At 50.3% G+C, this 25,753-nt stretch carries 35 protein-coding genes and 5 tRNA genes; 1 reads left to right on the top strand and 39 read right to left on the bottom strand.

What is annotated here, in order from left to right:
- Window positions 1-8: 8 nt before the first annotated feature.
- From rplJ to GQ52_RS03185, 17 genes are all read right to left on the bottom strand, one after another.
- A complete protein-coding gene (gene rplJ, locus GQ52_RS03105) occupies window positions 9-506 on the bottom strand; it encodes a 50S ribosomal protein L10 (protein ID WP_019881211.1) in 498 nt (165 codons plus the stop codon).
- A gap of 269 nt (window positions 507-775) precedes the next feature.
- Window positions 776-1,462, bottom strand: coding sequence for a 50S ribosomal protein L1 (rplA, locus tag GQ52_RS03110; RefSeq protein ID WP_019881210.1), 687 nt, complete (start codon window positions 1,460-1,462; stop codon window positions 776-778).
- A 1-nt stretch (window position 1,463) separates the two neighbouring features.
- The gene (rplK, locus tag GQ52_RS03115; RefSeq protein WP_018987686.1) at window positions 1,464-1,895 is read right to left on the bottom strand and encodes a 50S ribosomal protein L11; all 432 of its coding nucleotides are present in this window, start codon (window positions 1,893-1,895) and stop codon (window positions 1,464-1,466) included.
- A gap of 90 nt (window positions 1,896-1,985) precedes the next feature.
- Complete coding sequence (gene nusG, locus GQ52_RS03120; RefSeq protein WP_019881209.1) at window positions 1,986-2,522, bottom strand: transcription termination/antitermination protein NusG; 537 nt, start codon at window positions 2,520-2,522, stop codon at window positions 1,986-1,988.
- Window positions 2,522-2,869, bottom strand: a complete 348-nt coding sequence (gene secE / locus GQ52_RS03125) for a preprotein translocase subunit SecE (RefSeq protein WP_019881208.1) — start codon at window positions 2,867-2,869, stop codon at window positions 2,522-2,524. Before secE ends, nusG begins: the two co-directional genes overlap by 1 nt.
- A gap of 43 nt (window positions 2,870-2,912) precedes the next feature.
- A tRNA-Trp gene (locus GQ52_RS03130) sits at window positions 2,913-2,988 on the bottom strand.
- A 58-nt stretch (window positions 2,989-3,046) separates the two neighbouring features.
- Window positions 3,047-4,237, bottom strand: coding sequence for an elongation factor Tu (tuf, locus tag GQ52_RS03135; RefSeq protein ID WP_019881207.1), 1,191 nt, complete (start codon window positions 4,235-4,237; stop codon window positions 3,047-3,049).
- 122 nt (window positions 4,238-4,359) lie between these two features.
- Window positions 4,360-4,434, bottom strand: a tRNA-Thr gene (locus GQ52_RS03140).
- 20 nt (window positions 4,435-4,454) lie between these two features.
- A tRNA-Gly gene (locus GQ52_RS03145) sits at window positions 4,455-4,530 on the bottom strand.
- Between the two features lie 70 nt (window positions 4,531-4,600).
- A tRNA-Tyr gene (locus tag GQ52_RS03150) sits at window positions 4,601-4,685 on the bottom strand.
- Window positions 4,686-4,747: 62 nt separating this feature from the next.
- A tRNA-Thr gene (locus tag GQ52_RS03155) sits at window positions 4,748-4,823 on the bottom strand.
- A gap of 145 nt (window positions 4,824-4,968) precedes the next feature.
- On the bottom strand, window positions 4,969-5,382 hold the full coding sequence (locus tag GQ52_RS03160) for a ClpXP protease specificity-enhancing factor (RefSeq protein ID WP_019881206.1): 414 nt from the start codon (window positions 5,380-5,382) through the stop codon (window positions 4,969-4,971).
- Window positions 5,383-5,442: 60 nt separating this feature from the next.
- Window positions 5,443-6,042 (bottom strand): glutathione S-transferase N-terminal domain-containing protein, encoded by a 600-nt coding sequence (locus GQ52_RS03165; RefSeq protein WP_019881204.1) that lies wholly within the window; start codon window positions 6,040-6,042, stop codon window positions 5,443-5,445.
- Between the two features lie 65 nt (window positions 6,043-6,107).
- Window positions 6,108-6,818 (bottom strand): cytochrome c1, encoded by a 711-nt coding sequence (locus GQ52_RS03170; RefSeq protein WP_235272939.1) that lies wholly within the window; start codon window positions 6,816-6,818, stop codon window positions 6,108-6,110.
- Window positions 6,818-8,104, bottom strand: coding sequence for a cytochrome bc complex cytochrome b subunit (locus GQ52_RS03175; RefSeq protein WP_019881201.1), 1,287 nt, complete (start codon window positions 8,102-8,104; stop codon window positions 6,818-6,820). Before GQ52_RS03175 ends, GQ52_RS03170 begins: the two co-directional genes overlap by 1 nt.
- 5 nt (window positions 8,105-8,109) lie before the next feature.
- Complete coding sequence (petA, locus tag GQ52_RS03180; protein WP_052179004.1) at window positions 8,110-8,730, bottom strand: ubiquinol-cytochrome c reductase iron-sulfur subunit; 621 nt, start codon at window positions 8,728-8,730, stop codon at window positions 8,110-8,112.
- Between the two features lie 116 nt (window positions 8,731-8,846).
- Window positions 8,847-9,593 carry a Nif3-like dinuclear metal center hexameric protein gene (locus GQ52_RS03185; RefSeq protein ID WP_047515046.1) on the bottom strand — a complete coding sequence of 249 codons (747 nt, stop codon included), beginning with the start codon at window positions 9,591-9,593 and terminating at the stop codon, window positions 8,847-8,849.
- Between the two features lie 56 nt (window positions 9,594-9,649).
- Here GQ52_RS03185 and GQ52_RS03190 point away from each other — a divergent pair, with 56 nt between their 5' ends.
- On the top strand, window positions 9,650-10,804 hold the full coding sequence (locus tag GQ52_RS03190) for a S1C family serine protease (protein ID WP_047515049.1): 1,155 nt from the start codon (window positions 9,650-9,652) through the stop codon (window positions 10,802-10,804).
- Window positions 10,805-10,807: 3 nt separating this feature from the next.
- Here the strand turns inward: GQ52_RS03190 and tatC are convergent, their stop codons facing one another.
- From tatC to mlaD, 22 genes are all read right to left on the bottom strand, one after another.
- Window positions 10,808-11,545 (bottom strand): twin-arginine translocase subunit TatC, encoded by a 738-nt coding sequence (gene tatC, locus GQ52_RS03195; RefSeq protein WP_024930467.1) that lies wholly within the window; start codon window positions 11,543-11,545, stop codon window positions 10,808-10,810.
- Window positions 11,546-11,569: 24 nt separating this feature from the next.
- Window positions 11,570-12,133, bottom strand: coding sequence for a Sec-independent protein translocase protein TatB (gene tatB / locus GQ52_RS03200; RefSeq protein ID WP_047515052.1), 564 nt, complete (start codon window positions 12,131-12,133; stop codon window positions 11,570-11,572).
- A 13-nt stretch (window positions 12,134-12,146) separates the two neighbouring features.
- Window positions 12,147-12,329 (bottom strand): Sec-independent protein translocase subunit TatA, encoded by a 183-nt coding sequence (gene tatA, locus GQ52_RS03205; protein ID WP_019881194.1) that lies wholly within the window; start codon window positions 12,327-12,329, stop codon window positions 12,147-12,149.
- 29 nt (window positions 12,330-12,358) lie between these two features.
- Window positions 12,359-12,688 (bottom strand): histidine triad nucleotide-binding protein, encoded by a 330-nt coding sequence (locus GQ52_RS03210; protein WP_024930465.1) that lies wholly within the window; start codon window positions 12,686-12,688, stop codon window positions 12,359-12,361.
- Window positions 12,685-13,002, bottom strand: coding sequence for a phosphoribosyl-ATP diphosphatase (locus GQ52_RS03215; RefSeq protein WP_019881192.1), 318 nt, complete (start codon window positions 13,000-13,002; stop codon window positions 12,685-12,687). The genes GQ52_RS03210 and GQ52_RS03215 overlap by 4 nt, the downstream gene beginning before the upstream one ends.
- Complete coding sequence (gene hisI / locus GQ52_RS03220; RefSeq protein WP_019881191.1) at window positions 12,995-13,378, bottom strand: phosphoribosyl-AMP cyclohydrolase; 384 nt, start codon at window positions 13,376-13,378, stop codon at window positions 12,995-12,997. The genes GQ52_RS03215 and hisI overlap by 8 nt, the downstream gene beginning before the upstream one ends.
- Window positions 13,375-14,139 carry an imidazole glycerol phosphate synthase subunit HisF gene (gene hisF / locus GQ52_RS03225; protein WP_019881189.1) on the bottom strand — a complete coding sequence of 255 codons (765 nt, stop codon included), beginning with the start codon at window positions 14,137-14,139 and terminating at the stop codon, window positions 13,375-13,377. Before hisF ends, hisI begins: the two co-directional genes overlap by 4 nt.
- Window positions 14,139-14,882, bottom strand: a complete 744-nt coding sequence (gene hisA, locus GQ52_RS03230) for a 1-(5-phosphoribosyl)-5-[(5-phosphoribosylamino)methylideneamino]imidazole-4-carboxamide isomerase (RefSeq protein WP_019881188.1) — start codon at window positions 14,880-14,882, stop codon at window positions 14,139-14,141. Before hisA ends, hisF begins: the two co-directional genes overlap by 1 nt.
- 53 nt (window positions 14,883-14,935) lie before the next feature.
- A complete protein-coding gene (gene hisH / locus GQ52_RS03235) occupies window positions 14,936-15,580 on the bottom strand; it encodes an imidazole glycerol phosphate synthase subunit HisH (protein WP_047515059.1) in 645 nt (214 codons plus the stop codon).
- A gap of 16 nt (window positions 15,581-15,596) precedes the next feature.
- Window positions 15,597-16,187: an imidazoleglycerol-phosphate dehydratase HisB gene (gene hisB, locus GQ52_RS03240; protein WP_019881186.1), complete on the bottom strand. Its 591-nt coding sequence runs from the start codon at window positions 16,185-16,187 to the stop codon at window positions 15,597-15,599.
- Window positions 16,188-16,345: 158 nt separating this feature from the next.
- Window positions 16,346-17,227: a 3-hexulose-6-phosphate synthase gene (hxlA, locus tag GQ52_RS03245; RefSeq protein WP_047515062.1), complete on the bottom strand. Its 882-nt coding sequence runs from the start codon at window positions 17,225-17,227 to the stop codon at window positions 16,346-16,348.
- A 217-nt stretch (window positions 17,228-17,444) separates the two neighbouring features.
- Window positions 17,445-18,509, bottom strand: a complete 1,065-nt coding sequence (gene hisC / locus GQ52_RS03250; RefSeq protein ID WP_047515064.1) for a histidinol-phosphate transaminase — start codon at window positions 18,507-18,509, stop codon at window positions 17,445-17,447.
- A 24-nt stretch (window positions 18,510-18,533) separates the two neighbouring features.
- The gene (gene hisD / locus GQ52_RS03255) at window positions 18,534-19,829 is read right to left on the bottom strand and encodes a histidinol dehydrogenase (protein WP_047515067.1); all 1,296 of its coding nucleotides are present in this window, start codon (window positions 19,827-19,829) and stop codon (window positions 18,534-18,536) included.
- Between the two features lie 33 nt (window positions 19,830-19,862).
- Window positions 19,863-20,504: an ATP phosphoribosyltransferase gene (gene hisG / locus GQ52_RS03260; RefSeq protein WP_019881182.1), complete on the bottom strand. Its 642-nt coding sequence runs from the start codon at window positions 20,502-20,504 to the stop codon at window positions 19,863-19,865.
- A gap of 2 nt (window positions 20,505-20,506) precedes the next feature.
- A complete protein-coding gene (gene murA, locus GQ52_RS03265) occupies window positions 20,507-21,772 on the bottom strand; it encodes a UDP-N-acetylglucosamine 1-carboxyvinyltransferase (RefSeq protein WP_019881181.1) in 1,266 nt (421 codons plus the stop codon).
- Window positions 21,773-21,774: 2 nt separating this feature from the next.
- On the bottom strand, window positions 21,775-22,083 hold the full coding sequence (gene grxD / locus GQ52_RS03270) for a Grx4 family monothiol glutaredoxin (protein ID WP_019881180.1): 309 nt from the start codon (window positions 22,081-22,083) through the stop codon (window positions 21,775-21,777).
- 30 nt (window positions 22,084-22,113) lie between these two features.
- A complete protein-coding gene (locus tag GQ52_RS03275; protein ID WP_024930457.1) occupies window positions 22,114-22,359 on the bottom strand; it encodes a BolA family protein in 246 nt (81 codons plus the stop codon).
- Between the two features lie 65 nt (window positions 22,360-22,424).
- Entirely contained in the window at window positions 22,425-23,231 is an 807-nt protein-coding gene (locus GQ52_RS03280; RefSeq protein WP_019881175.1) for an ABC transporter permease, read from the bottom strand.
- A complete protein-coding gene (locus tag GQ52_RS03285; protein ID WP_200884040.1) occupies window positions 23,228-24,142 on the bottom strand; it encodes an ABC transporter ATP-binding protein in 915 nt (304 codons plus the stop codon). The genes GQ52_RS03280 and GQ52_RS03285 overlap by 4 nt, the downstream gene beginning before the upstream one ends.
- 75 nt (window positions 24,143-24,217) lie before the next feature.
- Window positions 24,218-24,511, bottom strand: coding sequence for a lipid asymmetry maintenance protein MlaB (locus GQ52_RS03290; RefSeq protein ID WP_235272940.1), 294 nt, complete (start codon window positions 24,509-24,511; stop codon window positions 24,218-24,220).
- A gap of 37 nt (window positions 24,512-24,548) precedes the next feature.
- Window positions 24,549-25,151 carry a phospholipid-binding protein MlaC gene (locus tag GQ52_RS03295; protein WP_019881172.1) on the bottom strand — a complete coding sequence of 201 codons (603 nt, stop codon included), beginning with the start codon at window positions 25,149-25,151 and terminating at the stop codon, window positions 24,549-24,551.
- Between the two features lie 26 nt (window positions 25,152-25,177).
- Window positions 25,178-25,723 carry an outer membrane lipid asymmetry maintenance protein MlaD gene (gene mlaD / locus GQ52_RS03300; protein WP_019881171.1) on the bottom strand — a complete coding sequence of 182 codons (546 nt, stop codon included), beginning with the start codon at window positions 25,721-25,723 and terminating at the stop codon, window positions 25,178-25,180.
- Window positions 25,724-25,753 lie beyond the last annotated feature (30 nt).

Below are 25,753 nucleotides of genomic sequence, written 5' to 3' on the forward strand. Positions count from 1 at the left end.
GATTAAAATTAAGCCGCTTGCTTTTCTTTTTCGTCGCGTACTGCTGCAACGGCACGAGCAAACTTGGTTGGGATTTCGTTGAGCATGCCAGCCAGTTTGGACAGCAACTCATCGCGGCTCAATGTCGCGGCCAATGCTTGCACGCCGGCAGCATCTAAACGCTCATTAGGCATCGCGCCTGCTTTCAGCGTGAACAGCTCATTGCTTTTGGCAAAGTTGTTCATCACTTTAGCAGCAGCCACCGGGTCAGTAGAAATACCGTAAACCAGTGGACCAACCATGTCGTCAGCCAATGCTGCAAAAGGCGTACCCTCTACTGCACGACGAACCAGGGTGTTTTTCAACACACGCAGATACACACCTGCTTCACGTGCATCAGCACGCAGTTTCGTCATATTGGCTACGCCAATACCACGATACTCAGCAAGTACGATTGCTTGTGCGTTAGCCACTTGAGCGGCCACCTCGGCAACGACTTCTTTTTTCTCTGTAAGATTAAGACTCAAGGTCTGTTCTCCTTCCGTTAATGAAAGCCAGGTCAAATAACCTGGCCACTCACGGCGTCCTTGTGCAGGGCATGGAAATATCCTGTGCTGGGGATCGCCATCTGCGTTGGTTTCAAATTGCTGTAAACAGAGGATTGCTCGCCCATTTACATTCAACTATCCATTAAGTTAACCACCAACGGTCTTTGATGCTCTTGAGTGCTTGCGCTGATAGCGCAGACACTCAAGCCCAAAGTTCTTGCCCGGACGTCGACGTCCGGGACTTTAAATTACGCTACAACTGATGCTTGATCGACACGTACGCCAGGACCCATGGTGCTGGAAACGGACAATTTTTTCAGGTAAACACCTTTTGAGCTGGTTGGCTTGGCTTTGTTCAATGCATCAACCAAAGCAGACAAGTTACCTTGCAATTGCTCAGTTGTGAAAGAAGCACGGCCGATCGTGCAATGCACGATACCACCCTTGTCAGTACGATATTGTACTTGACCGGCTTTAGCATTTTTAACAGCAGTCGCTGCGTCCGGTGTCACGGTACCCACTTTTGGGTTTGGCATCAAACCACGTGGACCCAATACTTGACCCAAGGCACCAACAATACGCATCGCATCAGGCGTTGCAATCGCAACGTCAAAGTCCAGCATGCCGCCTTTAACTTGCTCAGCCAGGTCTTCGAAACCAACGATGTCAGCACCAGCCGCTTTAGCCGCTTCAGCTTGCACGCCTTGTGCAAATACAGCCACGCGTACAGTTTTACCAGTACCGTTAGGCAATACGATCGCACCGCGAACCAGCTGGTCAGATTTACGTGGGTCAATACCCAGGTTAATCACAGCATCAACAGACTCGTTAAATTTAGCTGAAGCGCCTTCTTTAACCAGGTTCAGGGCATCAGCCACTGGATATAATTTGTTGCGGTCGATTTTCGCACGCAATGCATCAATTCTTTTAGCCATGTTATACACCCTCCACTTCGATACCCATGCTGCGTGCGCTACCAGCGATGGTGCGTACAGCGGCATCCAGGTCAGCTGCCGTCAGGTCAGGCTGTTTTGTTTTGGCGATCTCTTCAGCTTGTGCACGCGTAATCTTGCCAACTTTGTCGGTATGAGGACGAGCAGACCCTTTTTCTAGCTTGGCCGCTTTTTTGATCAGCACGGTTGCCGGAGGGGTTTTCATCACAAAAGTGAAGCTCTTGTCTGCAAATGCAGTGATCACTACTGGAATTGGCAAGCCTGGCTCTACACCTTGCGTTGCAGCGTTAAACGCCTTACAGAATTCCATGATGTTCAGACCACGTTGACCCAGTGCTGGACCGACTGGTGGGCTTGGGTTGGCTTTACCTGCAGGGATCTGCAGCTTGATGTAGCCAATGACTTTCTTTGCCATGTTTGACTCCTAAAATGGGTAATATCGCCTTGAGCAGGCTCCCCGTTAAAAATATCGACCACCCACCAAAGGCAGTCGAAAACTGCACAACTAGACTTCTTTTTCTACCTGTGCAAAATCCAGTTCAACTGGTGTCGCACGACCAAAAATAACCACGGAAACACGCAGTTTGTTTTTGTCGTAATTGATTTCTTCGACGCTACCAGAGAAATCCTTGAATGGGCCATCGACCACACGGACGCTTTCGCCTTTTTCAAAGGTCATTTTCTGCGTTGGATTCGACTTGCTGTCATCCATACGGCGCAGAATAATTTCTACTTCTTTGTCTTTAATCGGGGTTGGGCGTTGCGCCGTACCACCGATGAATGAGGTCACTCTTGGCGTGCTTCTTACCAAGTGCCAGCTCTCATCGGTCATTTCCATCTGTACCAGCACATAGCCAGGATACAGGCGACGCTCAGAAATAGTCTTCTGACCATTCTTTAACTCAACCACCTCTTCAACGGGCACCAGAATGTCACCGAACTGATCTTGCAAATTAGATCTGATGATGCGCTCTTCCAAACCGGCTTTCACGGATTTTTCCATGCCGGAGAAAGCTTGAACTGCATACCAACGCATAGACATTAAGCTCCTTTACCCATAATCCATTGCACCATGTAGGCGAAGCTGATATCGACCAATGCCAGGAATGCTGCCATGATCACAACCAGCACAACAACCGCCAATGTGGTTTGCAACGTTTCCTGACGCGTTGGCCAGACAACACGCTTGGCCTCAGCAACAGACTCATTAAAAAAGCCTAGCGCCTGCTTGCCTTGTGGCGCAGTCCACGCCACTGCTACAGACGCGACAATACCTGCCAATACGGCAAGTATCCTAATAACCATTGCTTTATCTTCAAAAAGATAAAAACCGGCGATCCCTAAAGCTAGTAACAACAGGGATAAAGCCAGTTTGATTTTATCGATCATATACTTAACTTTATGATTAACACCTCAGATTATTCTGGGTGTTTGGCAGGCCAAGAGGGTCTCGAACCCCCAACCCTCGGTTTTGGAGACCGATACTCTACCAATTGAGCTATTGGCCTGTACTCTTTAAAGCGAAAGCTGCACGGGTTGTAGCGCAGCTTTCACATACATCAACTATTACTCGATGATTTTGGCAACGACGCCAGCACCAACGGTACGACCACCTTCACGGATAGCGAAGCGCAAGCCTTCTTCCATCGCGATCGGGGCAATCAGTGCAACTGAGATGGATACGTTGTCACCTGGCATTACCATTTCGGTACCTGCTGGCAATTCAACTGCACCAGTCACGTCAGTTGTACGGAAGTAGAACTGTGGACGGTAGCCGTTGAAGAATGGCGTATGACGACCACCTTCATCTTTACCCAACACGTAGATCTCTGCTGTGAACTTGGTGTGTGGCTTGATAGAACCTGATTTGGACAATACTTGACCACGCTCAACTTCTTCACGCTTAGTACCACGCAGCAATACGCCTACGTTGTCGCCTGCTTGACCTTGGTCCAGCAGTTTACGGAACATTTCAACACCAGTACATGTTGTTTTCAATGTTGGCTTGATACCTACGATTTCGATTTCGTCGCCGACTTTAACAATACCACGCTCGATACGGCCGGTTACTACAGTACCACGACCAGAGATAGAGAATACGTCTTCTACTGGCATCAGGAATGCGCCGTCGATTGCGCGCTCTGGTGTTGGGATGTAGCTGTCTAACGCTTCAGCCAATTTGAAGATCGCTGGTTCGCCGATGTCTGATTGGTCGCCTTCCAGCGCCAATTTAGCTGAACCGTGGATGATTGGGGTGTCATCACCTGGGAAGTCGTACTTGCTCAGCAAGTCACGCACTTCCATCTCAACCAACTCCAACAACTCAGCGTCGTCAACCATGTCTGCTTTGTTCAGGAACACAACGATGTATGGAACACCAACTTGGCGGGCCAACAGGATGTGCTCACGTGTTTGTGGCATTGGGCCGTCAGCAGCTGAACATACCAGGATCGCGCCGTCCATCTGGGCAGCACCGGTAATCATGTTTTTAACGTAGTCAGCGTGACCTGGACAGTCAACGTGTGCGTAGTGACGTGAAGCTGTCTCGTACTCAACGTGCGCTGTGTTAATCGTAATACCACGTGCTTTTTCTTCTGGTGCCGCGTCAATTTGGTCGTAAGCTTTTGCTTCGCCGCCAAATTTCTTCGTCAATACAGTGGTGATCGCCGCTGTCAATGTCGTCTTACCGTGGTCAACGTGACCAATCGTACCAACGTTCACGTGTGGCTTGGTACGTTCAAATTTGCCTTTTGCCATGATGTTTTTCCTTTATTAGTACTAAATAAAGCCAATAATTGTTTTCACAAATTATGCGACGCGGATGACAGCACCCTTGCACGCGACTACTTACCAAGCCCCGTATATTTACAGAGCAAATCTGGTGCCCATGGCGGGAATCGGACCCGCGACCTCTCCCTTACCAAGGGAGTGCTCTACCACTGAGCCACATGGGCGTTTTGCCTATTGTTATTGTTGGAGCGGGCGACGAGGTTCGAACTCGCGACATCTTGCTTGGAAGGCAAGTGCTCTACCAACTGAGCTACACCCGCACTATGCAGAACACCCAAGGAGGGTTCTCACCGACCCGCTTTACAGCAATACCTACAGGCAATCATTTTTTGGTGGAGAGGGCTGGATTCGAACCAGCGTACTCAGAGAGAACGGATTTACAGTCCGTCGCCTTTAACCACTCGGCCACCTCTCCAAAAAATCGACCGCGATTATCGCGGTTAATGCCGCTGACGTCAATGTCAGCCAACATAAATTTGGTGCCGGGTATCGGAATCGAACTGATGACCTTCGCATTACAAGTGCGCTGCTCTACCAACTGAGCTAACCCGGCATTTCAGGAAGGCGCAACTATATCACTTTTTTTAGGAAGTGATCTAGTGCTTTTTTAAGAATTTTTTATTTTTCGCTGAAAAAATGCAACGTCGTTTCTGCATATAGACAAATCGCGCCACAGACGATGGCAAACAGGCCCTTTTCTACTTAACCACCTTGAGGTGAGATTTTTTAGCAGCAGGCACTTCCGGCACCTCATCTACTGGCATTGCAGCCCGGGTTCCCGGCTCCGGGGCCTGGCCATCCACGACTTCAAAAAACATGCCCTGGCCATTTTCGCGCGCGAACACGCCACCTACCCGGCTAATTGGCACATATATATGCTGTGCAACCCCACTGAAACGGGCAGAAAACACTACTGCATCGTTATCGATATGCAGATCTTTCACCGCTGTGTAATTCATGTTGAGCACAATCTCACCATTTTTTACATAGGCCATAGGTACCCGCGTATGCGCATCGACTTTCACCAGTAGATGTGGCGTCAATCCATTATCAACGCACCACTCATGTATGGCACGTATCAGGTAAGCGGTGGTAGGAATCAAAGTGCTCATGCGAATTTCCTTAAAAAAACAGCGCGAAGGGTATTCGCGCTGCTTGGGGACTGGCTGACGTTATTTACGCATTGCCTTTTCAGAAGGCGTCATGGCTTCCGCGTACATCGGGCGGGAGAACAGACGCTCTGCGTATTTCAGCAATGGCGAAGCCTGGTTTGGCAACTCAATGCCGTAATGGCCCAAGCGCCATAACAATGGCGTGATGGCAACGTCAAGCATGGAGTACTCATCACCCATCAGGTAACTTTGCTTGCCAAAAATCGGCACCAATTGCGTCAGGTTATCACGCACCACTTTACGTGCCTTGTCTGCCGTCTCTTCATTACTGGATTCAATATCCTTGATATGGCTGAACAAGTCTTTTTCAAAGTTGTACAGGAACAGTCGCGCCCGTGCACGCATCACAGGATCCGCAGGCATTAACTGCGGATGTGGAAAGCGCTCATCAATATATTCATTGATGATATTGGCTTCCGACAACACGAGGTCGCGCTCAACCAACACCGGCACTTCGCCATATGGATTCAAAATGGCCAAATCTTCGGTCTTGTTGGTCAGGTCAACATCAATGACTTCAAAATCCATGCCTTTTTCGAACAATACGATACGGCAACGGTGACTGTAAGGATCGACAGTACCCGAATACAATCTCATCATAATTTATTTTCCCTATAAAAAAAGACACCAAGGCCTCACGCCTTGGTGTCGGACTTGGTTTGCAATTAGCGAATATCTTTCCAGTATTCGGTTTTGATTTTCTTCACCAAGACGAACAATACAGACAGGAACAGCAATACCAGTACGCCAATCCAGTAGCGGGATTGTTTGGCTGGCTCAGCCATAAATGCCAGGAAGTTGGTCAAATCACCCGCAAACTGGTCATACTCCTCAGGACTCAGCTTGCCTGCTTTTTCCAGCTTCAGCGTGTGTGTTTCATGATCCAGCACTTGCACACCCTGCAACTCATACAACACGTGCGGCATTGCCACTTTGTCAAACACCTGGTTATTCCAGCCGGTTGGACGCGTGTCATCCTTGTAGAAGCTACGCAGATAGGCATATACCCAGTCCGCGCCTCTCGCGCGCACTTCAACGCTCAAGTCAGGCGGTGCAGCACCGAACCATTTCTTGGCATCTTTAGGATTCATGCTGACGCGCATGGTCTCACCAACCTTTTCACCGGCAAACAGCAAGTTTTCCTTGATCTGTTTGTCGGTGAGGCCGATATCCTGCAAACGGTTGTAGCGCATGTAATTGGCACTATGGCAATTCAAGCAGTAATTGACAAAAATCTTGGCACCGCGCTGCAATGACGCTTTATCTGTCATCTTGATTGGTGCCTTGACATCAATGTGTACTTCATTGGCCAATGCCACGCCAGAAATCAGCAGTGTCAGGCTAGCGAAAGCCTGCAAAAACATTTTCTTCATCATTAGTATGTCACCCTTTCTGGCACAGGCTTGGTTTGATCTTTTTTGGTGTACCAAGGCATTAATACAAAATATGCAAAGTAAATCGCCATACAAATGCGGGCAACCACAGTCGCACGGTCTGCGCCCCCCAGCCACGGCCCGAACTGACCCCAGACATCGCCCGGAACCGTACCCAGATAGCCCAGAATAACAAAGCTGATAACAAAGGCGGTCAACCAGCGCTTGTACAATTTGCCACGGTAGCGAATCGACTTCACCGGGCTTCTGTCCAACCAGGGCAGGAAGGCAAATGCAACAACTGACAAGCCCATCGCCACGACCCCGGGGAATTGCGAGATACCGATTGGCGGCACGGCACGCAAGATGGAGTAATAAGGCGTGAAGTACCAGACCGGTGCAATGTGTGCCGGCGTTTTCAGCGGATCAGCCGGAACAAAGTTGTTAGCTTCAAGGAAGTAACCACCCATCTCAGGCATAAAGAACACAATGGCAAAGAACACCATCAGGAACGCGACCACACCTACCAGGTCTTTTACCGAGTAGTAAGGATGGAAAGGGATGCCATCCAGCGGAATACCGGTTGCCTTATCTTTATGCTTTTTGATTTCAACGCCATCAGGGTTATTAGAGCCAACCTCGTGCAAAGCAACGATATGCACAGCGACCAGGCCCAACAGCACTAATGGCAAAGCAATCACGTGGAAAGCAAAGAAACGGTTCAAGGTTGCATCGGAAACCAGATAGTCACCACGCAACCACTCGGACAAGTCAGGACCGATGAATGGCACGGTAGAGAACAGGTTCACGATCACCTGCGCACCCCAGTAGGACATTTGACCCCATGGCAGCAGGTAGCCGAAGAACGCCTCACCCATCAACACCAGGAAAATACCCACACCAAACAACCAGATCAGTTCACGTGGCGTTCTGTATGAGCCGTAAATAATGCCACGGAACATGTGCAGGTAAACCACAACAAAGAACATGGAAGCGCCGGTAGAGTGCATATAGCGAATAATGTTGCCGCCGAACACATCGCGCATGATGTATTCCACTGAAGCAAATGCCAATTCAGCATCTGGCTTGTAGTTCATGGTCAAAAAGATACCGGTAACGATTTGCAGTACCAGCACCAATAAAGCCAAAGAACCAAAAAAATACCAGAAGTTGAAATTTTTTGGCGCGTAATACTCGGTCAGATGTCCCTTGATAGTACTGGTCAGCGGGAAACGGGCATCCACCCAGTCCAGCACGCCAGCGGCAATCGTTTTATTATTATTTGCCATGATATTTAAGCCTCCGCCTTTTTATCTTCACCAATCAGCAATGTGGTGTCTGTCAGGTACTGGTGTGGTGGGATCAACAGATTTTTTGGTGCTGGTGAACCCTTGAACACACGGCCGGACAAGTCGAATTTAGAGCCGTGACATGGACAGACAAAACCACCTGGCCACTCCGCTGTCTCTACAAAGTTGTCGTTTGGCGAGCAACCCAAATGCGTGCATGTACCCAACATCACAGCGTATTCAGGCTTAATTGAACGATCTTTGTTTTTACAGTATTCGGGCTGTTGTGGTACTTCCAGGTTAGGATCAGACAACTGATCGTCATGCTTAACCAGTTTGGCCAGCATTTCTGGTGTACGGCGCACAATCCATACTGGCTGACCGCGCCACTCGGCCGTCATTTTCTCACCTGGCTTCAGCTTGCTGATATCCACCTCTACAGGTGCACCGGCCGCTTTGGCGCGCTCACTTGGCAACATGCTGCCGACAAACGGCACCGCGACAGCGGCAACACCCACAGCGCCTGTAGCCACCGTAGCTTTCACCAAGAAGTCGCGTTTTTGCAAATCCACCTCAGATGGCTGGCAAAACGACAAACAGTTGTTGTCAATTTTGTTTTCTGACATTGGCTTCCTTAATCTACCCTTTTGGGGCAACAGTGTGATCAAAACTTGAGTCGCGATTATACATTTTTCGCAGAAACAAGCCAAATTTAATTCAATAAGTCATTGATATTAATCAACTAAACTGGGTTATCCAGCTCAACATAAATGTGCTCAATGCCATACTTTTCGGCGATCCATTGCCCCAGGGCCTGCACGCCATAGCGCTCAGTGGCGTGATGGCCAGCACTAATGTAAGCCGTATCAGTTTCGCACACGGTGTGCCAGGTTTGCTCCGAGACCTCACCACTGATAAACACGTCCACGCCGGCATTCACCACCTGCTGGATATAGGATTGCGCAGCCCCCGTACACCAGGCCACTGTTCGCACCTGTTTTTGCGGATCACCCAGCAACTGCGCCTGCCGCCCCAGGCAGGTGCTCACATACTCACCCAGCTGCGCGAGCGTCATGGCTTGTGGCAACTCAGCCACAGGCAACATGTTTTTATCATCAAGATAACGTGTGATTGACCACTCGAACACTTTACCCAGCTGCACGTTATTACCTACTTCAGCATGCGCATCCAGCGGCAAATGATAGGCCAACAGACTCAGATCATGTGTCAGCAGGCGTTTTAAGCGCTGACGTTTCAGGCCTGTCACCTCTGCAGCCTCACCGCGCCAAAAGTATCCATGGTGTACCAGAATCGCATCGGCATCTGCCGCAATCGCCGCCTCAATCAAGGCTTGGCTAGCCGTCACGCCACTGACAATACGCCTGACTTGCGGCCGACCTTCTACCTGTAAACCATTTGGGCAATAATCTTGAAATTTGCCAACTTGTAAAAAATTGGCTAACTCAGTGACAAGAAGATTCAATTCCATCTCTGACTCTCATATATACTAGGCATTTGTTAAGACATTCACTTACTTTTGCAATTATGCGACATCTCTGGTCTATCTTCTCACAAGCCGTCACCGTTTGTCTGGGCATTTTGTTTGTCTTGAAGTTATTTTATCCCGGCGTATTAACACAACCCAGCCAACCAGTGGTCACCAAACAAGCCGCCACCAACACTACCGCTGCCATTGCAAAAAACGGCTACCGTACAGCGGTCAGCAAAGCCATGCCCTCAGTGGTCAATATATTCACCACCGCACGCATTAGCCAGGATCCTCACCATGCCTTAAAAAATGACCCGTTGTTCCGTCACTTTTTCGGCGACGAAATGGAAGAAGAGGACGAGCAGCCAGAAAACAGCCTGGGTAGCGGCGTGATTGTCAGCGCTGATGGCCTGATCCTGACCAACAACCACGTCATCAGCTCGGCCGACCAGATTGAAGTGGCGCTCAGTGATGGCAGCAAATCGTCCGCTACCGTGGTTGGCACCGACCCGGACACAGACCTGGCAGTGCTAAAAATTGACCGTAAAAATCTGCCAGCGATTACCTTTAGTAATAGTGACCAAATGAAAGTTGGCGATGTCGTGCTGGCCATTGGCAACCCGTTCGGCGTCGGCCAGACCGTGACCCAAGGCATTATCAGTGCGCTGGGCCGCAACCATTTGGGCATTAATACCTTTGAAAACTTTATCCAGACGGACGCCTCGATTAACCCGGGCAACTCTGGCGGCGCGCTCATAGACGTCAACGGCAGCCTGATTGGCATCAACAGTGCGATTTATTCGCGCAACGGCGGCAGCATGGGCATCGGCTTTGCCATTCCGGTCAGTATTGCCAAACAGGTCATGGAACAAATCAGCTCCAGCGGCACGGTCACACGTGGCTGGATCGGGATTGAGGCACAGGACATCACCCCTGAGCTGGCAGAGTCATTTAACCTGAAAACGGCTAACGGCTCACTGATTGCAGGCGTGTTGCTGGATAGCCCGGCTGATCGTGCCGGATTGCGTCCTGGCGATATTCTGGTGGGTATTGATGATAAGCCTGTGGCAGACAGTCAGTCCATGCTGAATATTATTGCCATGCTCAAGCCACGCGAAAAAGCCACCTTATCCATCATACGCGCCGGCAAGAAAGTGAATATTGCATTGGTCGTAGGTAAGCGCCCACTACCGAGTAAAATCCCGCAATAGCTCTTAGTTGACAGCAGAGTCGCTGGCGGCTGGTTGCGGTAGCCAGCGCACTACCAGCAGACCAATTTCATAGAGTAACCACAGCGGGATGGCCAACATACACTGGGAAACGATATCTGGTGGCGTGAAAATCGCCCCCAGTACAAAAGCACCCACGATGACATAAGAGCGTGATTCTTTGAGTTGTGCCAGCGTGACCCAGCCCATGAGCGCCATCAACACCACAGCAATCGGCACCTCAAACGCAAACCCAAAGGCCAGGAACAGGCCAATCACAAAATCAAGATATTCGGCAATGTCCGTCATCACCGTCACACCAGCCGGTGCGCTACCCACCAAAAAGCTGAACACGACAGGAAACACCACAAAATAGGCAAAGGCCATGCCGATAAAAAACAAAGCCACTGCCGATGCCAGCAAGGGGCGGATCAATCGCTTTTCATGTGCATATAAACCAGGCGCAACAAAAGCCCAGCATTGATAAATCATCCATGGCAAGGCGATCAGGAATGCCGTCAGCATGGTGACTTTCATCGGCACAAAAAACGGCGTGGTGACTGCGGTCGCGATCATTTGTGCGCCTTGTGGCAATTTGGCCAGCAACGGTGCCGCCAGCAAGCTATACAATCGATCGGCAAAAGGGAACAAGGCAGCAAACGCCACCAGCCACCCGACAATCGCTCGCAACAAACGATGGCGCAATTCGATCAGGTGGGAGATAAAACTTTCGGTCGGCGTCATGATAGAAGGGAAATCCGGAACGGCTTAAGCAAGCGGTTTGTGTTCAGACACTGGCGCTGTATCGTCATTTTTCTTGGCGGCATTGCGCGGACGGCGCGGCTTCTTCTGATCTTCCGCGGCGACAGCAAACAACTCCGCCTGCGGATCGGCATCCAGCAATTTATGCTCGCCATGCTCTGCCGCTAGTTGAGCGACTTCGGTAATTGTTTCCTCAGTATTCGCAACAGGCTTACGCTGACGCGGCTTGCGTGGTTTTTTGACCGTGACAACATCGACCACGGTCGCCTCAACTGCTTCGCTCACCGGCGTTTTATTCGCCGCCGCTTCAGCCATCACCGGCGGCAGAATGCTTTGCTCAATCTCATCATAGCCTTGCCGCAAGCCGGACTGCACTTCTTGCTGCAGCGTTTGCAGTTCAGCAAAACGCGTTTCGCGATTCACTTCGTCCTTCACTTGCGTGACGAAGCGCTGCAAACGACCAAAAAAAGCGCCCGCAGTGCGGGCGACTTTTGGCAACTTTTCCGGCCCGATAACTACCAGGGCAACCAAAGCAATGACCAGCAATTCTGAGAATGAAATATCAAACACAATGCGTAAGCACTTATTTGTTTTTGTCAGACAACTCTTCAGGCTTAGACTCCGCCTTGCCTTCATTAACGGCTTTTTTAAATTCATTCACCGCACCGCCGACATCACCGCCAATATTACGCAGCTTCTTGGTGCCAAATACCAACACCACAATCAACAATACAATCAGCCAATGCCACAAACTAAATGAACCCATGGTAATCTCCTTTATCTTGTCTGGTGGTACTAAGCAACTGCGCCGCCGCCAAACACGTGCAGATGAATATGAAACACTTCCTGACCGCCTTCACGACCCACATTCATCACCGTTTTATATCCAACCAGGCCTTGTTCGGCCGCCAGTTTGGCCGCTAACAACATCATCTTGCCCAACAACGCCTGATGCTCGGCTGTACAGTCTTTCAGTGTTTCGATGTGTGCTTTCGGCACAATCAGGAAATGCGTTTTGGCCAAGGGACGAATATCATGGAACACAATGACATCTTCGTCCTCATAAATTGTTTTAGACGGAATATTGCCAGCAGCGATTTTGCAAAAAATACAATCCGCACTCATTCAGTTCTGCTCGCTTTCTCTGCAATGCCAGATAAGCCTTCACGGCGCGCCAGCTCATCCAGCACGTCCTGCGCACTGAGTCCGGCATGACTCAACATCACCAAGGTATGAAACCATAAATCGGCAGTTTCATAAATAATTTCTTCAGCTTTACCGCCCTTGGCCGCAATCACGGTTTCAGTCGCTTCTTCGCCTATTTTTTTCAGGATGCTGTCCATGCCTTTGGCATAGAGTTTGGCGACGTAAGAAGATGATGGGTCGGCGGTTTTACGCTGCTCCATCAATTCGGACAGTCGATTCAAGACATCACTCATGGTAAATCGCTTTCGGATCTTTGATCACCGGCTCTACCGTGACCCAGGCATCGTCTTGCAATTGCTGGAAAAAGCAATTGTGTCGACCAGTATGACAAGCAATCCCGCCCAGTTGTTCGACAGTAATTAAGACGACGTCGTCGTCGCAATCAAGGCGGATATCATGCACGATTTGCGTGTGGCCGGACTCTTCACCCTTATGCCACAATTTATTGCGCGAACGGGAGAAATACACCGCATGCCCGGTATCGCGCGTCAGCTGTAAAGCTTCGCGATTCATCCAGGCAAACATCAGGATTTTGCCAGTGTCTTTTTCCTGTGCAATCACAGGCACCAGGCCGTCAGCAGTCCAGGCGACTTGATCCAGCCAGCTCATCGCACTTCCAGTCCGTGTTCACGCATATAGTCTTTGGCCTGTTGTACTGTGAATTCACCATAGTGAAAAATACTTGCTGCCAACACCGCATCGGCGCCCCCCATCGTCACGCCATCCACCAGGTGCTGCAAATTACCAACGCCGCCAGAGGCAATCAATGGGACATCGACGGCATCACTAATCGCCTTATTGAGCGGGTTATTGAAGCCAATTTTAGTGCCATCGCGATCCATGCTGGTCACCAGCAATTCGCCCGCGCCCAGGCTGACCATTTTTTGCGCCCACTTTACGGCATCCAAGCCAGTGGGATTGCGGCCACCATGCGTGAACACTTCCCACTCAAACGGCTGGTTATCTACCTTTTTGGCATCAATCGCCACCACGATACATTGCGAACCGAAGCGGCTGGCCGCATCTTCAACCACCTGCGGATTGAGCACTGCCGTGGTATTGATGCTGACTTTATCCGCACCCGCATTCAACAACCTGCGAACATCTTCCACCTTACGCACGCCACCACCAACCGTCAGAGGGATAAATATCTGCTCGGCAACACGCTCGATAATATGCAAGATCAGGTCGCGGTTATCAGAGCTGGCAGTAATATCCAGAAAAGTCAGCTCATCAGCGCCTTGATCATTGTAGCGTTGCGCGATTTCGACCGGATCACCGGCATCGCGCAACTCTAGAAAATTCACCCCTTTGACCACACGGCCATCAGTGACATCCAGGCAAGGAATAATGCGTTTGGCACAGCCCATTATTGACCGCTCAGCTGATCAGCCAACTGTTGTGCTGCCGCGAAGTCGAGCGTGCCTTCATAAATAGCTCGGCCAGTGATAGTACCGATAATGCCCTCATCCTGCACCGCACACAGTTTACGTACGTCATCCAGATTAGTAACACCGCCACTGGCGATGACAGGGATGGTTAATGCCTGCGCCAGCGCAACCGTGGCTTCAATATTGACACCCGTCAGCATGCCATCGCGGCCAATGTCTGTATAGACAATACTTTCCACGCCGTAGTCTTCAAACTTTTTCGCCAGGTCAATGACGTCGTGACCAGTCAATTTGGACCAGCCATCGACAGCGACTTTGCCATCCTTGGCATCCAGGCCGACCATAATCTGGCCAGGGAAGGCGTAGCAGGCTTCGTGCAAGAAACCTGGGTTTTTAACCGCAGCCGTGCCGATAATGACATAACCGATACCGTCATCCAGGTAACGCTCGATCGTGTCGAGGTCACGAATGCCACCACCCAACTGGATAGGGATATCCCCACCCACGGCGGCGACAATAGACTTGATCGCATCTTCGTTGACGGGTTTTCCGGCAAACGCACCGTTCAAATCTACCAGGTGCAAACGTTTACCGCCTTTATCTACCCAATGCCGTGCCATAGCGCCCGGGTCTTCGGAAAATACTGTGGACTCTTCCATCAGGCCCTGCTTCAAACGGACGCAGTGGCCATCTTTCAAATCAATTGCTGGAATAATTAACATGTTGTTTTCAATAGATAAATAACGAGTAGTGACTAAAACGACTGAAAATCCGTTTAGGGTTTCCAGTTTACAAAATTACGCAAAAGTTGCAAGCCTGCATTGGCGCTCTTTTCCGGGTGAAACTGTACGGCAAACACATTATCACGCGCAATCGCCCCGGTGTAATCGAACGGATAAGCCGTCGTGGCAGCGGTTAACGCAATCTCTTCCGGTGCGACATAATAACTGTGCACATAATAAAAGCGCGCCTGATCCGGGATTTCAGACCACAGAGCATGGGCCTGTGTTTGATGCACCTGACTCCAGCCCATATGCGGCACTTTCAGTTTAGCACCTTGCTCATCATGCATTTTGTCTGCAGGAAAGCGCTTCACTTCACCGCGGTAGACACCCAAACCAGGCACATCACCCTCTTCCGAATGCTCAAATAGCATCTGTAAACCGATGCAAATACCTAAAAACGGTTTTTGTTGTGTCGCATCGATCACCGCCTGACGTAAATGACGTGCATCGAGCTCACGGATACAATCCGGCATCGCACCTTGTCCAGGAAACACCACGCGCTCCGCCTGTGCAATCTGCTCAGGATCGCTGGTGACGGCGACAGAAATGGAAGGGGCCACCGCTTTAAAAGCGTTGGCCACCGATCTTAAATTACCCATGCCATAATCAACAATGGCAACTTGCAAGCGACTCATGGTTAGCAATCAGGCGTTATAACGCACCCTTGGTAGATGGCATCAATCCTGCCATACGTGGATCTGGGGTCGCGGCGATACGCAGCGCACGACCAAAAGCTTTGAATATGGTCTCTGCCTGATGATGGGCATTATGACCCTTGAGGTTATCAATATGCAGTGTCACCAGTGCATGATTGACAAAGCCCTGGAAGAATTCATGAATCAGGTCCACATCAAACTCGCCGATCATGGCGCGCGTGAAGGTGCAATCAAACGCCAAACCCGGGCGGCCAGACAGATCCAGCGCCACACGGCTCAAGGCCTCGTCCAGTGGCACATAACTATGACCGTAGCGGGTCAAGCCTTTTTTATCACCCAAGGCTTTGGTAAACGCCTGACCGAGCGTGATGCCAATGTCTTCAACCGTGTGATGTGCATCGATATGCAAGTCACCGTTGGCATGAATCTTTAAATCAATCATGCCGTGACGGGCAATCTGATCCAGCATGTGGTCTAAAAAGCCCAAACCGCTGTGCAAGTCTGATTGGCCGGTGCCATCGAGGTTAATCGAGACGGTAATTTGTGTTTCTAGCGTATTACGCGTGACTTCAGCTTGACGTGACATATAAGAGAGGAAAGGTGATCACAGAGAGTTTGCAAATATTGCGTTCATTTTACAGCAAGTCCTGCCACACTGGCAAAAAGCTGTCATGAAAAACAAAAAAGCAGCCCAGATGGGCTGCTTTTTCAAATCAAAAAGCGATCCGTAAGGATAGCAGTCGATTATTTAGCTTCTTCAGTGGCTGGTGCAGCTTCTGCAGCAGGCGCAGCTTCAGCTGGAGCAGCTTCTTCGGCAGCTGGCGCTTCAGCAGCAGGTGCCGCGTCAGCTGGAGCAACTTCTTCAGCAGCTGGTGCTTCAGCAGCAGGTGCAGCTTCTTCAGATTTTTTGCCCAACAGAGAGAATACCAATACAGCAGCAACTGCAGCAATGATCCATGGCAGCAACTTGTTACCGCCTTTAGTGGCAGTACCAGCACCGTGAGCGATCTTGGTGATTTCAGTTGCAGCGGCTGCTGGGTCAGCAGCACCGTAGATAGCCGCACCGGCAACTACGATATCAGCACCAGCATCAACTACTTGTTTAGTGGTTGCAGCTTTAACACCGCCAGCAACAGACACTTTAGCACCTGTTTTCAGACCGGATACCAGACCCAGGTCAGCAAATGGTGTTTGACCAGCCGCTTGTTGGTCCAAACCAGTGTGAACACCAATAATGTGTGCACCCAATTTAACCACTTCCAGCGTACGGGCTTTTTTATCTTTAACGTTGATCAGGTCGATTTGCGCTTCTTTGCCATACTTGTTGGCAGCGTCGATTACGCCTTTGATCGTACCGATATCTGCAGTACCCAAAACGGTACAAATATCAGCACCAGCTTTGTAGAATGGCTCAGCTTCGTAAAAGCCAGCATCCATGGTTTTCAGGTCAACCAGAATTTTGTTATTAGGGAATTTTGAACGCAATGCTTTCAACAATTCGATACCGTTGTGTTTGATACAAGGGGTACCAATTTCCAGAATATCAACGTGTGGAGCAACTTTAGCTGCCAAAGCGATCGTTGCGTCGAAATCCAATGAGTCCAATGCCATCTGGGTTTGTGCCATTTTTCTTCCTCCGAGTTTGCTCTATTTTAAATCCAATGAATCAATGCGCAGCAATTATGCAAACGCAACCCTCACTGCACATTATGTACAATAGCGTGCATCATAACCGTATTTTCAAAAAAATGACAATATTGCGACGATTTTTTTTAAGTCACGATACAACCATTTGCAGCCCATTAGCAGGCAGATTACGGCAGATACTTTGATTTTAACGACATCAAGCCTGCACGATAGATTGCAATGCCTGCATCAAGGCCTGATTTTGAGATGTGTTGCCTATGGTAATGCGCAAAAAGTCGGTGATACGTGCCGGTTTTTTAAAGTGGCGTACAATCACCGCCTGTTCACGTAAGCTCGCGGCCAATTGCTCTCCCGCGTATTTTGGATGGCGCGCAAAAATAAAGTTGGCGCCAGATGGCAACACTTCGAACCCCAAGCCTTGCAAATCAAGCACCAATTGATCACGCGCAGCGATCACTTGCTGGCGGGCTTGCTGAAAATAGGCTTCGTCTTGCAAGGCGGCAATGGCGCCCGCTTCCGCAAAGCGGTCTATCGGATACGAGTTGAAACTATCCTTTACACGAATCAAAGCCTCAATCAACGCTGCATTCCCTACAGCATAACCCACCCGTAAGCCCGCCAAAGAACGCGATTTTGAGTAAGTATGCGTGACCAGCACATTAGGATATTGATTCACCAAAGAAACGGCTGACTCTGTACCAAAGTCAACATAGGCTTCATCAATCACTACCACGGATTGCGTATTGGCTTTTAATAGACGCTCAATCTCGCTCAGCGCCACTGGGATTCCGGTTGGCGCATTGGGATTAGGGAAGATAATGCCGCCATTGGGGCGCAAGTAATCGTCAATCGCAATCTCAAATCGTGTATTCAATGGCACGGTTTCAAAGTCAATGCCGTAAAGACCGCAATAAACCGGGTAGAAACTATAAGTAATATCCGGGTAAAGCAGTGGCTGATCGTGCTTGAGCAAGGCCTGAAACACATGCGCCAACACTTCGTCCGAGCCATTACCCACAAACACCTGATTGGCTTGCAAACCATGATATTCGGCAATCGCTGCTTTCAGGCGGCTGGAATCCGGATCCGGGTACAAACGCAAACTGTCAGCGGCCTCCGCCTGCAACGCGGCAATCACTTTTGGGCTAGGCCCATAAGGGTTCTCATTGGTATTCAGCTTAACCAGGTTTTGCAGCTTGGGCTGCTCACCCGGCACATAAGGGGTCAGACTGTGTACCAGCTTACTCCAATATTGACTCATGACATTACTCTTAAATTCAACCAGTTATTTCAAGCGATATTCAGCACTGCGGGCGTGCGCCTGCAAGCCTTCGCCATACGCGAGAGTGGCGGCAATCTTGCCCAGTGTTTGCGCCCCGGCGGATGACACCATAATCAGGCTGGAACGCTTCTGAAAGTCATACACTCCCAATGGCGAACTGAAACGCGCGGTACGTGAGGTTGGCAATACATGGTTAGGCCCGGCACAATAATCGCCCAGCGCTTCACAGGTATCACGCCCCATAAAAATCGCCCCGGCGTGTTTGATATGTTTGCTGAATGCCAAGGCATCATCCATAGACAACTCCAGGTGTTCAGGGGCAATGAAGTTACAAATCTCAGCCGCTTCGGCCAAATCTTTCACCTGAATCAAGGCGCCACGGTTTTGTAATGAAGTGCGGATAATATCCTGACGTGGCATTTCGCCAACCTGGCGCTCAATACTCGCCTGCACCTGGTCAAGAAACTCAGCACTTGGTGACAGCAAAATCGCTTGCGCCAATTCATCATGCTCGGCCTGGCTGAACAAATCCATCGCTGTCCAGTCTGGATTGCTCTGGCCATCACTGATAACCAGAATTTCTGACGGACCGGCCACCATATCAATGCCAACCACGCCAAATACACGGCGCTTGGCGGCAGCCACATAGGCATTGCCTGGGCCGACAATTTTATCCACTTGCGGCACGGTCTGCGTGCCGTAGGCCAATGCGCCTACCGCTTGCGCACCACCGACACAGAACACGCGATCCACACCACACACAGCGGCGGCGGCCAATACCAATGGATTCTTCTCCCCATTAGGCGTCGGCACCACCATCACCAACTCTTGCACGCCAGCCACTTTGGCAGGAATCGCATTCATGAGTACCGACGAAGGATAAGCCGCCTTGCCGCCTGGCACATAGAGGCCAACGCGGTCCAGCGCGGTCACTTGCTGACCCAGCAAGGTACCGTCGGCTTCAGTGTACTGCCAGGACTGCATCACTTGTTTTTCGTGGTAGCTGCGCACGCGGTCAGCGGCCGCCTGCAAAGCCTCACGTTGCACTGCTGGCAAGCCATTTAAGGCTGCATGCAATTCCGCTTGCGGGATTTCCAACGCCGCCAGACTGGTGGCGTTGGTTTTATCAAAACGATTGGTGTATTCGAGTACCGCTGCATCGCCACGTGTTTTCACATCCTTAAGGATATTGGCAACTACCTGGTCGATATTGTCATCCTGCGCGGTTTCAAAAGCTAACAGCGCTTTTAATTCAGCATCAAACCCTGCGTCCTGCGTATTTAAACGTTTAATCTTCATAGATCTCTGTCAGTTAATCTTTTCGAATAGCGGCTAATTTTTTTGAATAGCACCGGCAAAACTGTCAATAATCGGTTGCAACAAGGGACGATTGACCTTGTAAGAAGCCTGATTGACGACCAGGCGCGAGCTGATCGCACCGACCTCTTCCACCGCTTTCAGCTTGTTGGCACGCAAGGTGCCGCCCGTGCTGACCAGGTCGACAATCGCATCCGCCAGCCCCACCAACGGGCCCAGTTCCATGGAACCATACAACTTAATCAAATCCACATGCATGCCTTTGGCGGCAAAATGCTCACGTGCCGTTTTCACATATTTGGTAACCACTTTCAGGCGCGCGCCCTGACGGATGCTGGCTTCGTAATCGAAATCCTCACGCACCGCCACCATCATTTTGCAACGCGCGATATTGAGGTCCAGCGGCTGGTACAAACCTTCGCCGCCATGCTCATCCAGCACATCCTTGCCAGCGATGCCCAAATCCGCTGCCCCATATTGCACATAAGTGGGTACATCGGTTGCACGCACAATAATCAGACGCACATCTGCGCGATTGGTGGGCAAAATCAGCTTACGCGAAGATTCGGGATCCTCCAGCGCCTGTATGCCAGCGGCCGCTAACAGCGGCGTGGTTTCCTCAAAAATGCGCCCTTTGCTGAGTGCAATAGTAATCATGATTAATTCGATCTGCGCACTTTGGCGCCCAGTTGATTCAGTTTCTCTTCCAGCTTTTCGTAACCGCGGTCCAGATGATAAATGCGGTCAATCACCGTTTCGCCATCTGCCACCAAACCGGCTAACACCAGTCCAGCAGACGCACGTAAATCAGTCGCCATCACATTGGCACCTTCCAGCGCGGAAACCCCTTGCACCATGGCAGTATTACCCTGCACATCAATATTGGCGCCCATGCGCTGCAGTTCTTGCACATGCATAAAGCGGTTTTCGAAAATGGTTTCGATCACCGTACACACGCCTTCTGCCACCGTATTCATGGCCATAAATTGCGCCTGCATATCGGTGGGGAAAGCCGGGTGCGGTGCCGTACGCACATTGACCGCTTTCAATTTGCCAGTACTTTTGACTGTGATGCTATGGCTGTCATGACTGATATTCGCCCCGGCTTCACGCAGCTTTTCAATCACTGCTTCCAGCAAGTCAGCGCGGGCATTTTTCAAAGTCACTTCGCCACCTGTCATCGCAGCAGCCACCATATAAGTGCCTGCTTCAATTCGGTCACACACCACATGGTGCTGCGCACCGGTCAGGCGCTCCACGCCCTCAATCGTAATGGTATCGGTACCCGCACCAGTGATCTTGGCGCCCATTTTATTCAGGCATTCTGCCAGGTCAACGACCTCAGGTTCCTTGGCAGCGTTCTCCAGCACGGTAGTGCCTTGCGCCAGCGCAGCCGCCATCATCAGGTTCTCGGTGCCGGTGACAGTGACCATATCCATATAGTACTTGGCGCCTTGCAAACGGCGGTTTGGCAAGTGCAAGGTGCTGGCCTGGATATAACCATGCGTAATATGCATGGCAGCGCCCATGGCTTGCAGCCCCTTGATATGCAAATCTACCGGCCGCGAGCCGATCGCACAGCCACCTGGCAGAGAAACACGCGCCGTGCCGAAACGGGCCAGCAACGGGCCCAGTACCAGAATGGAGGCGCGCATGGTTTTCACCATTTCATAGGTCGCTTCAAACGAAGCCACGTCGCTGGCATCCAGCGTGACCTGATCGCCTTCTTTGCTGACTTTCACACCCATGGTGTCCAGCAACTCGAGTGTCGACGCGACGTCGCGTAACTCAGGCACACCGGTTAAGGTAAAAGGGGTTTCTGCCAGCAGACCGGCACATAAAATCGGCAACGCGGCATTTTTGGCGCCAGAAATCACCACTTCGCCATGCAGCGGCACGCCGCCTTCAATAATCAGTTTGTCCAAAATTACGCTTTCGACAACAGGGTTTGCAGTTCACCGCTTTGATACATACTGCGCATAATATCGGCACCACCAATAAACTCGCCATCAACATAGAGCTGCGGAATCGTTGGCCAGTTAGCGTATTGCTTGATCCCTTCGCGGATATCCATGTCTTGCAACACGTCAATCGCCACATACTCGGCGCCACAGGCGCTCAAGATTTGCGCAGCCACGCTGGAAAAGCCACATTGTGGGAATTTCGGGCTACCTTTCATATACAACACTACTTTGTTATTGCTTACCGTGTCTTTAATTTGTGCTTGTGCATCCATTTTGACTGACTCCAAATATTCATTAAAACGCTAGGCTTGCTGTTGCTGCCATTGCGTCGGGGTATAGGTTTGCATAGACAGCGCGTGAATCTCGGCACGCATGCGGTCACCCAATGCCGCGTAGACCAATTGATGCTGCTGGACCATGCGCTTGCCTTCAAATGCCGGGCTGACAATCACCGCATCAAAATGGGTGCCGTCATCGCCATTCACTTTCAGGTAATCGCATTCCAGTCCGCTGCGGATGTATGCTTCAAGTTGCGCTGCTGTTAACACAAAACCTCACTTATTCAACAAAATACAGCGGGACGAGGCAGGAAGCTGTTTCCTGCACTTATCCGCTAACTGCGTAATTTATAACCGGATTTTAACATCTTTAGGCATAGCCACGCCAATGCCAGCAAGAAGCTGCCAACAACCGCGAGACTGAGCCAGGGAGAGACATCGCCATGACCAAAGAAGCCGTAACGGAAGCCATCGATCATGTAGAAAAACGGATTCAATTGCGACACAGCTTGCCAGAACGGCGGCAAGGAGTGAATCGAGTAAAACACGCCGGACAAAAAGGTCAGCGGCATAATGACAAAGTTCTGGAAAGCCGCCATCTGGTCAAACTTGTCCGCCCAGATGCCGGCGATAATGCCAAACGTACCAAGCAAGGCACTACCCAGTAAGGCAAACGCGATAATCCAGCCCGGATACACGGTGGGCACGCTGACAAAGCACAAGGCCACCAGATAAATGCTCAAACCAACCAGCAAACCACGGATCATCGACGCCGCCAGGAATGCAGCAAAGAATTCAAGTGTATTAATCGGCGTCAGCAGTAAAAAGACAATATTACCCATCACCTTGGACTGGATCAGGCTGGATGAACTGTTGGCAAAGGCATTTTGCAACAAGGACATCATCATCAGGCCTGGCACCAGAAAAGCGGTATAGCTCACCTGGTCGTAGACTTTGACGTGCGACTCCAGCACATGCGAAAAAATCAGCAGGTATAACAATGCGGTCAGGATGGGCGAAGCGACGGTTTGGAACGCCACACGCCAAAAGCGTAACAGCTCTTTTTTAAACAGCGTATAAACACCACGCCAGCGCGGGCTGACTTTGTCATCCAGCCAGAAGAAAGGATTTAGCCATTTCATGCTAAGGCCCCTTTCTGGTTCCCGACCAGATTCAAGAACACGTCTTCCAAATCCGCCTCCTGCAATTGCATATCCTGAATGGCCACATTGGCTTCACGCAAGACGCTTAAGACCATTTCAACCTGTGACAACTCGGATAATGCCAGTACCACTTCATCCCCATTCTGTTGCTTGAGCAAAGATTGCAGTTGCGTTGGCAACGGGCCAGTCAGGCGCAAAGAAAGCTGTTTGGCGGCATGACTCTTCAGCAATGCACGCGTGGTATCCAGCGCGACAATCTTGCCATGCTTCATCATGGCCACGCGCTCACACAAGGCTTCGGCCTCTTCCAGATAATGCGTGGTCAAAATAATGGTATGCCCTTGCTGATTGAGCTTTTGAATAAACGCCCACAGCATTTGCCGCAACTCGACATCCACGCCGGCCGTGGGCTCATCAAGCACAATCACTGGCGGCTTATGTGCCAAAGCTTGTGCGATCAACGCCCGGCGTTTCATGCCACCAGACAATTTACGCATATTGGTATGTGCTTTATCCGTCAGGCCAAGGCCTTCAATCACTTCGTCGACCCAGGCGTCATTTTCAGGGCCATGGCCAAAATAGCCGGCCTGGAAGCGCAACATTTCGCGCACATTAAAAAACGGGTCAAACACCAGTTCTTGCGGCACCACACCCAAGGCGCTACGCGCACGCTGATAGTCAGTTTGCACATCATGGCCCATGATGCGGATACTGCCACTAGTAGGCTGCAACAAACCCGCCAGCAGGTTAATCAAAGTCGACTTGCCCGCGCCATTCGGGCCCAGCAAAGCAAAAAACTCGCCTTGCTCAATGCGCAAATCGACCCCTCGTAGCGCTTCGAACTCGCCAAAGCGCTTGGTAATGCCTGAAATTTCTATGGCTGCAGCCACGTATGACCTTTCGCTATCCCACAAAAAACGAAACCCCACCTCGTCAGAGCTGGGGCTGTTAGACTGGATTTTCAACTAACTCAACAAGAATCCGTCGACACCGTAAAGTTGCATCAAACTTCGCAGATTTTCCGGTACCCCAATCACTGACATTGCCCCAGGTTCGGTATGCTGATGATTAAGCTGCCGCTGAATTTCCAGAATCAGGCTGACGGCGACCGTATCGACCTCATCCACCTTTGTAAAATCCAGGATTAATGGTGACTCAAGATGCAACGTTTGCAAATGATTCAGGGTTTCGCTGACATTCGTAATCAGCAAGTTACCACTGAACTGCAAAGTGTTTTCCTGTTGCGTAATTTGAGCCACAAAATTCTCCAAAGATGCCTGAATGCGATCCGGGTAATTACTTACCGCTTGCCGCCTTGTTTTTATCGGCCAGTTTTTTCGTCAAACTGTCCAGACCATTCTGGCGAATCTCTTGTGCAAACTGGCTACGGTAATTAGTCACCAGGCTCACACCTTCAATCACGATATCAAATACCTTCCAGTCATCTGCTTTTTTACCCAGGCTGTAATCCACACTAATTGGATCGCCACCAGATTGCTGGATCGCGGTTTTCACCGTTGCAGTGTCAGCACCGGCTTCCATACGGAAAGGCTTGTACTCGATGGTTTGATTTTTATACTTGGACAAAGCGGTAGCGTATGTACGCAACAACAAAGTCTTGAACTCTGCCTGGAAAGCGGTTTTTTGCTCAGGGGTCGCATTGGTCCAGTTTTTACCCAGCACCAGGCGAGACACTTTTTCAAAGTCAAAGTTAGGCAGGATTTTTTCTTCTGCCAAGGCAAAAATCTTTTGCTGGTTACCGGCCTGGATGTCTTTGTCATTTCTAATGACTTCAATCACATCATCCGCCGTCTTTTTCACCAATTGATCCGGCGTTATGCCAGCCATTGCCACACCGCTTACCAGCCACATGGCAACTGCCATCCACCACTTTTTCATTGTGTTCCCTTTACCAATTGATTAAGTTACTTACCAATTTTGTCCAATGGACTTGCATCTAACGCATCACCTGTCGATTCGGTTGATGTAGATGCTGTTGTACTCGGTTTGTCATCGCTTTCGGTTGCCTTGCTGTAAAGAAACTGACTAATCAGTTTTTCCAACACCACGGCATCCTGTGTTTGAGAAATCTTGTCACCGTTTTTCAGGCTAACCTCGTCACCACCGGCTTCCAGACCAATATATTGCTCACCCAGCAAACCGGCTGTATAAATATTGGCAAACGTATCTTTAGGAAAGTTGTAGCGCGTGTCGATGTTCAGACTCACGACAGCTTCATAAGTTTTAGGGTCAAACACAATTTCACTCACGCGACCAACAACTACGCCAGCACTTTTCACTGGTGCGCGTGGTTTGAGACCACCAATATTCTCAAAGTTCGCCGTCACCAGATAAGTCTGGCCGATACTGCTGGTCGTCAGATTGCCTACTTTCATTGCCAGGCCAAGTAACGCTGCAAAACCGAGCGCAACAAAAATGCCTACCCACAAATCAATTGTTGTTCTTTCCATTGTTTACTCCCCGCGAGTCACCGTGCGTTC

The organism is Methylophilus sp. Q8 (genome assembly GCF_000800115.1).
In the GTDB taxonomy this organism is placed as follows: domain Bacteria; phylum Pseudomonadota; class Gammaproteobacteria; order Burkholderiales; family Methylophilaceae; genus Methylophilus.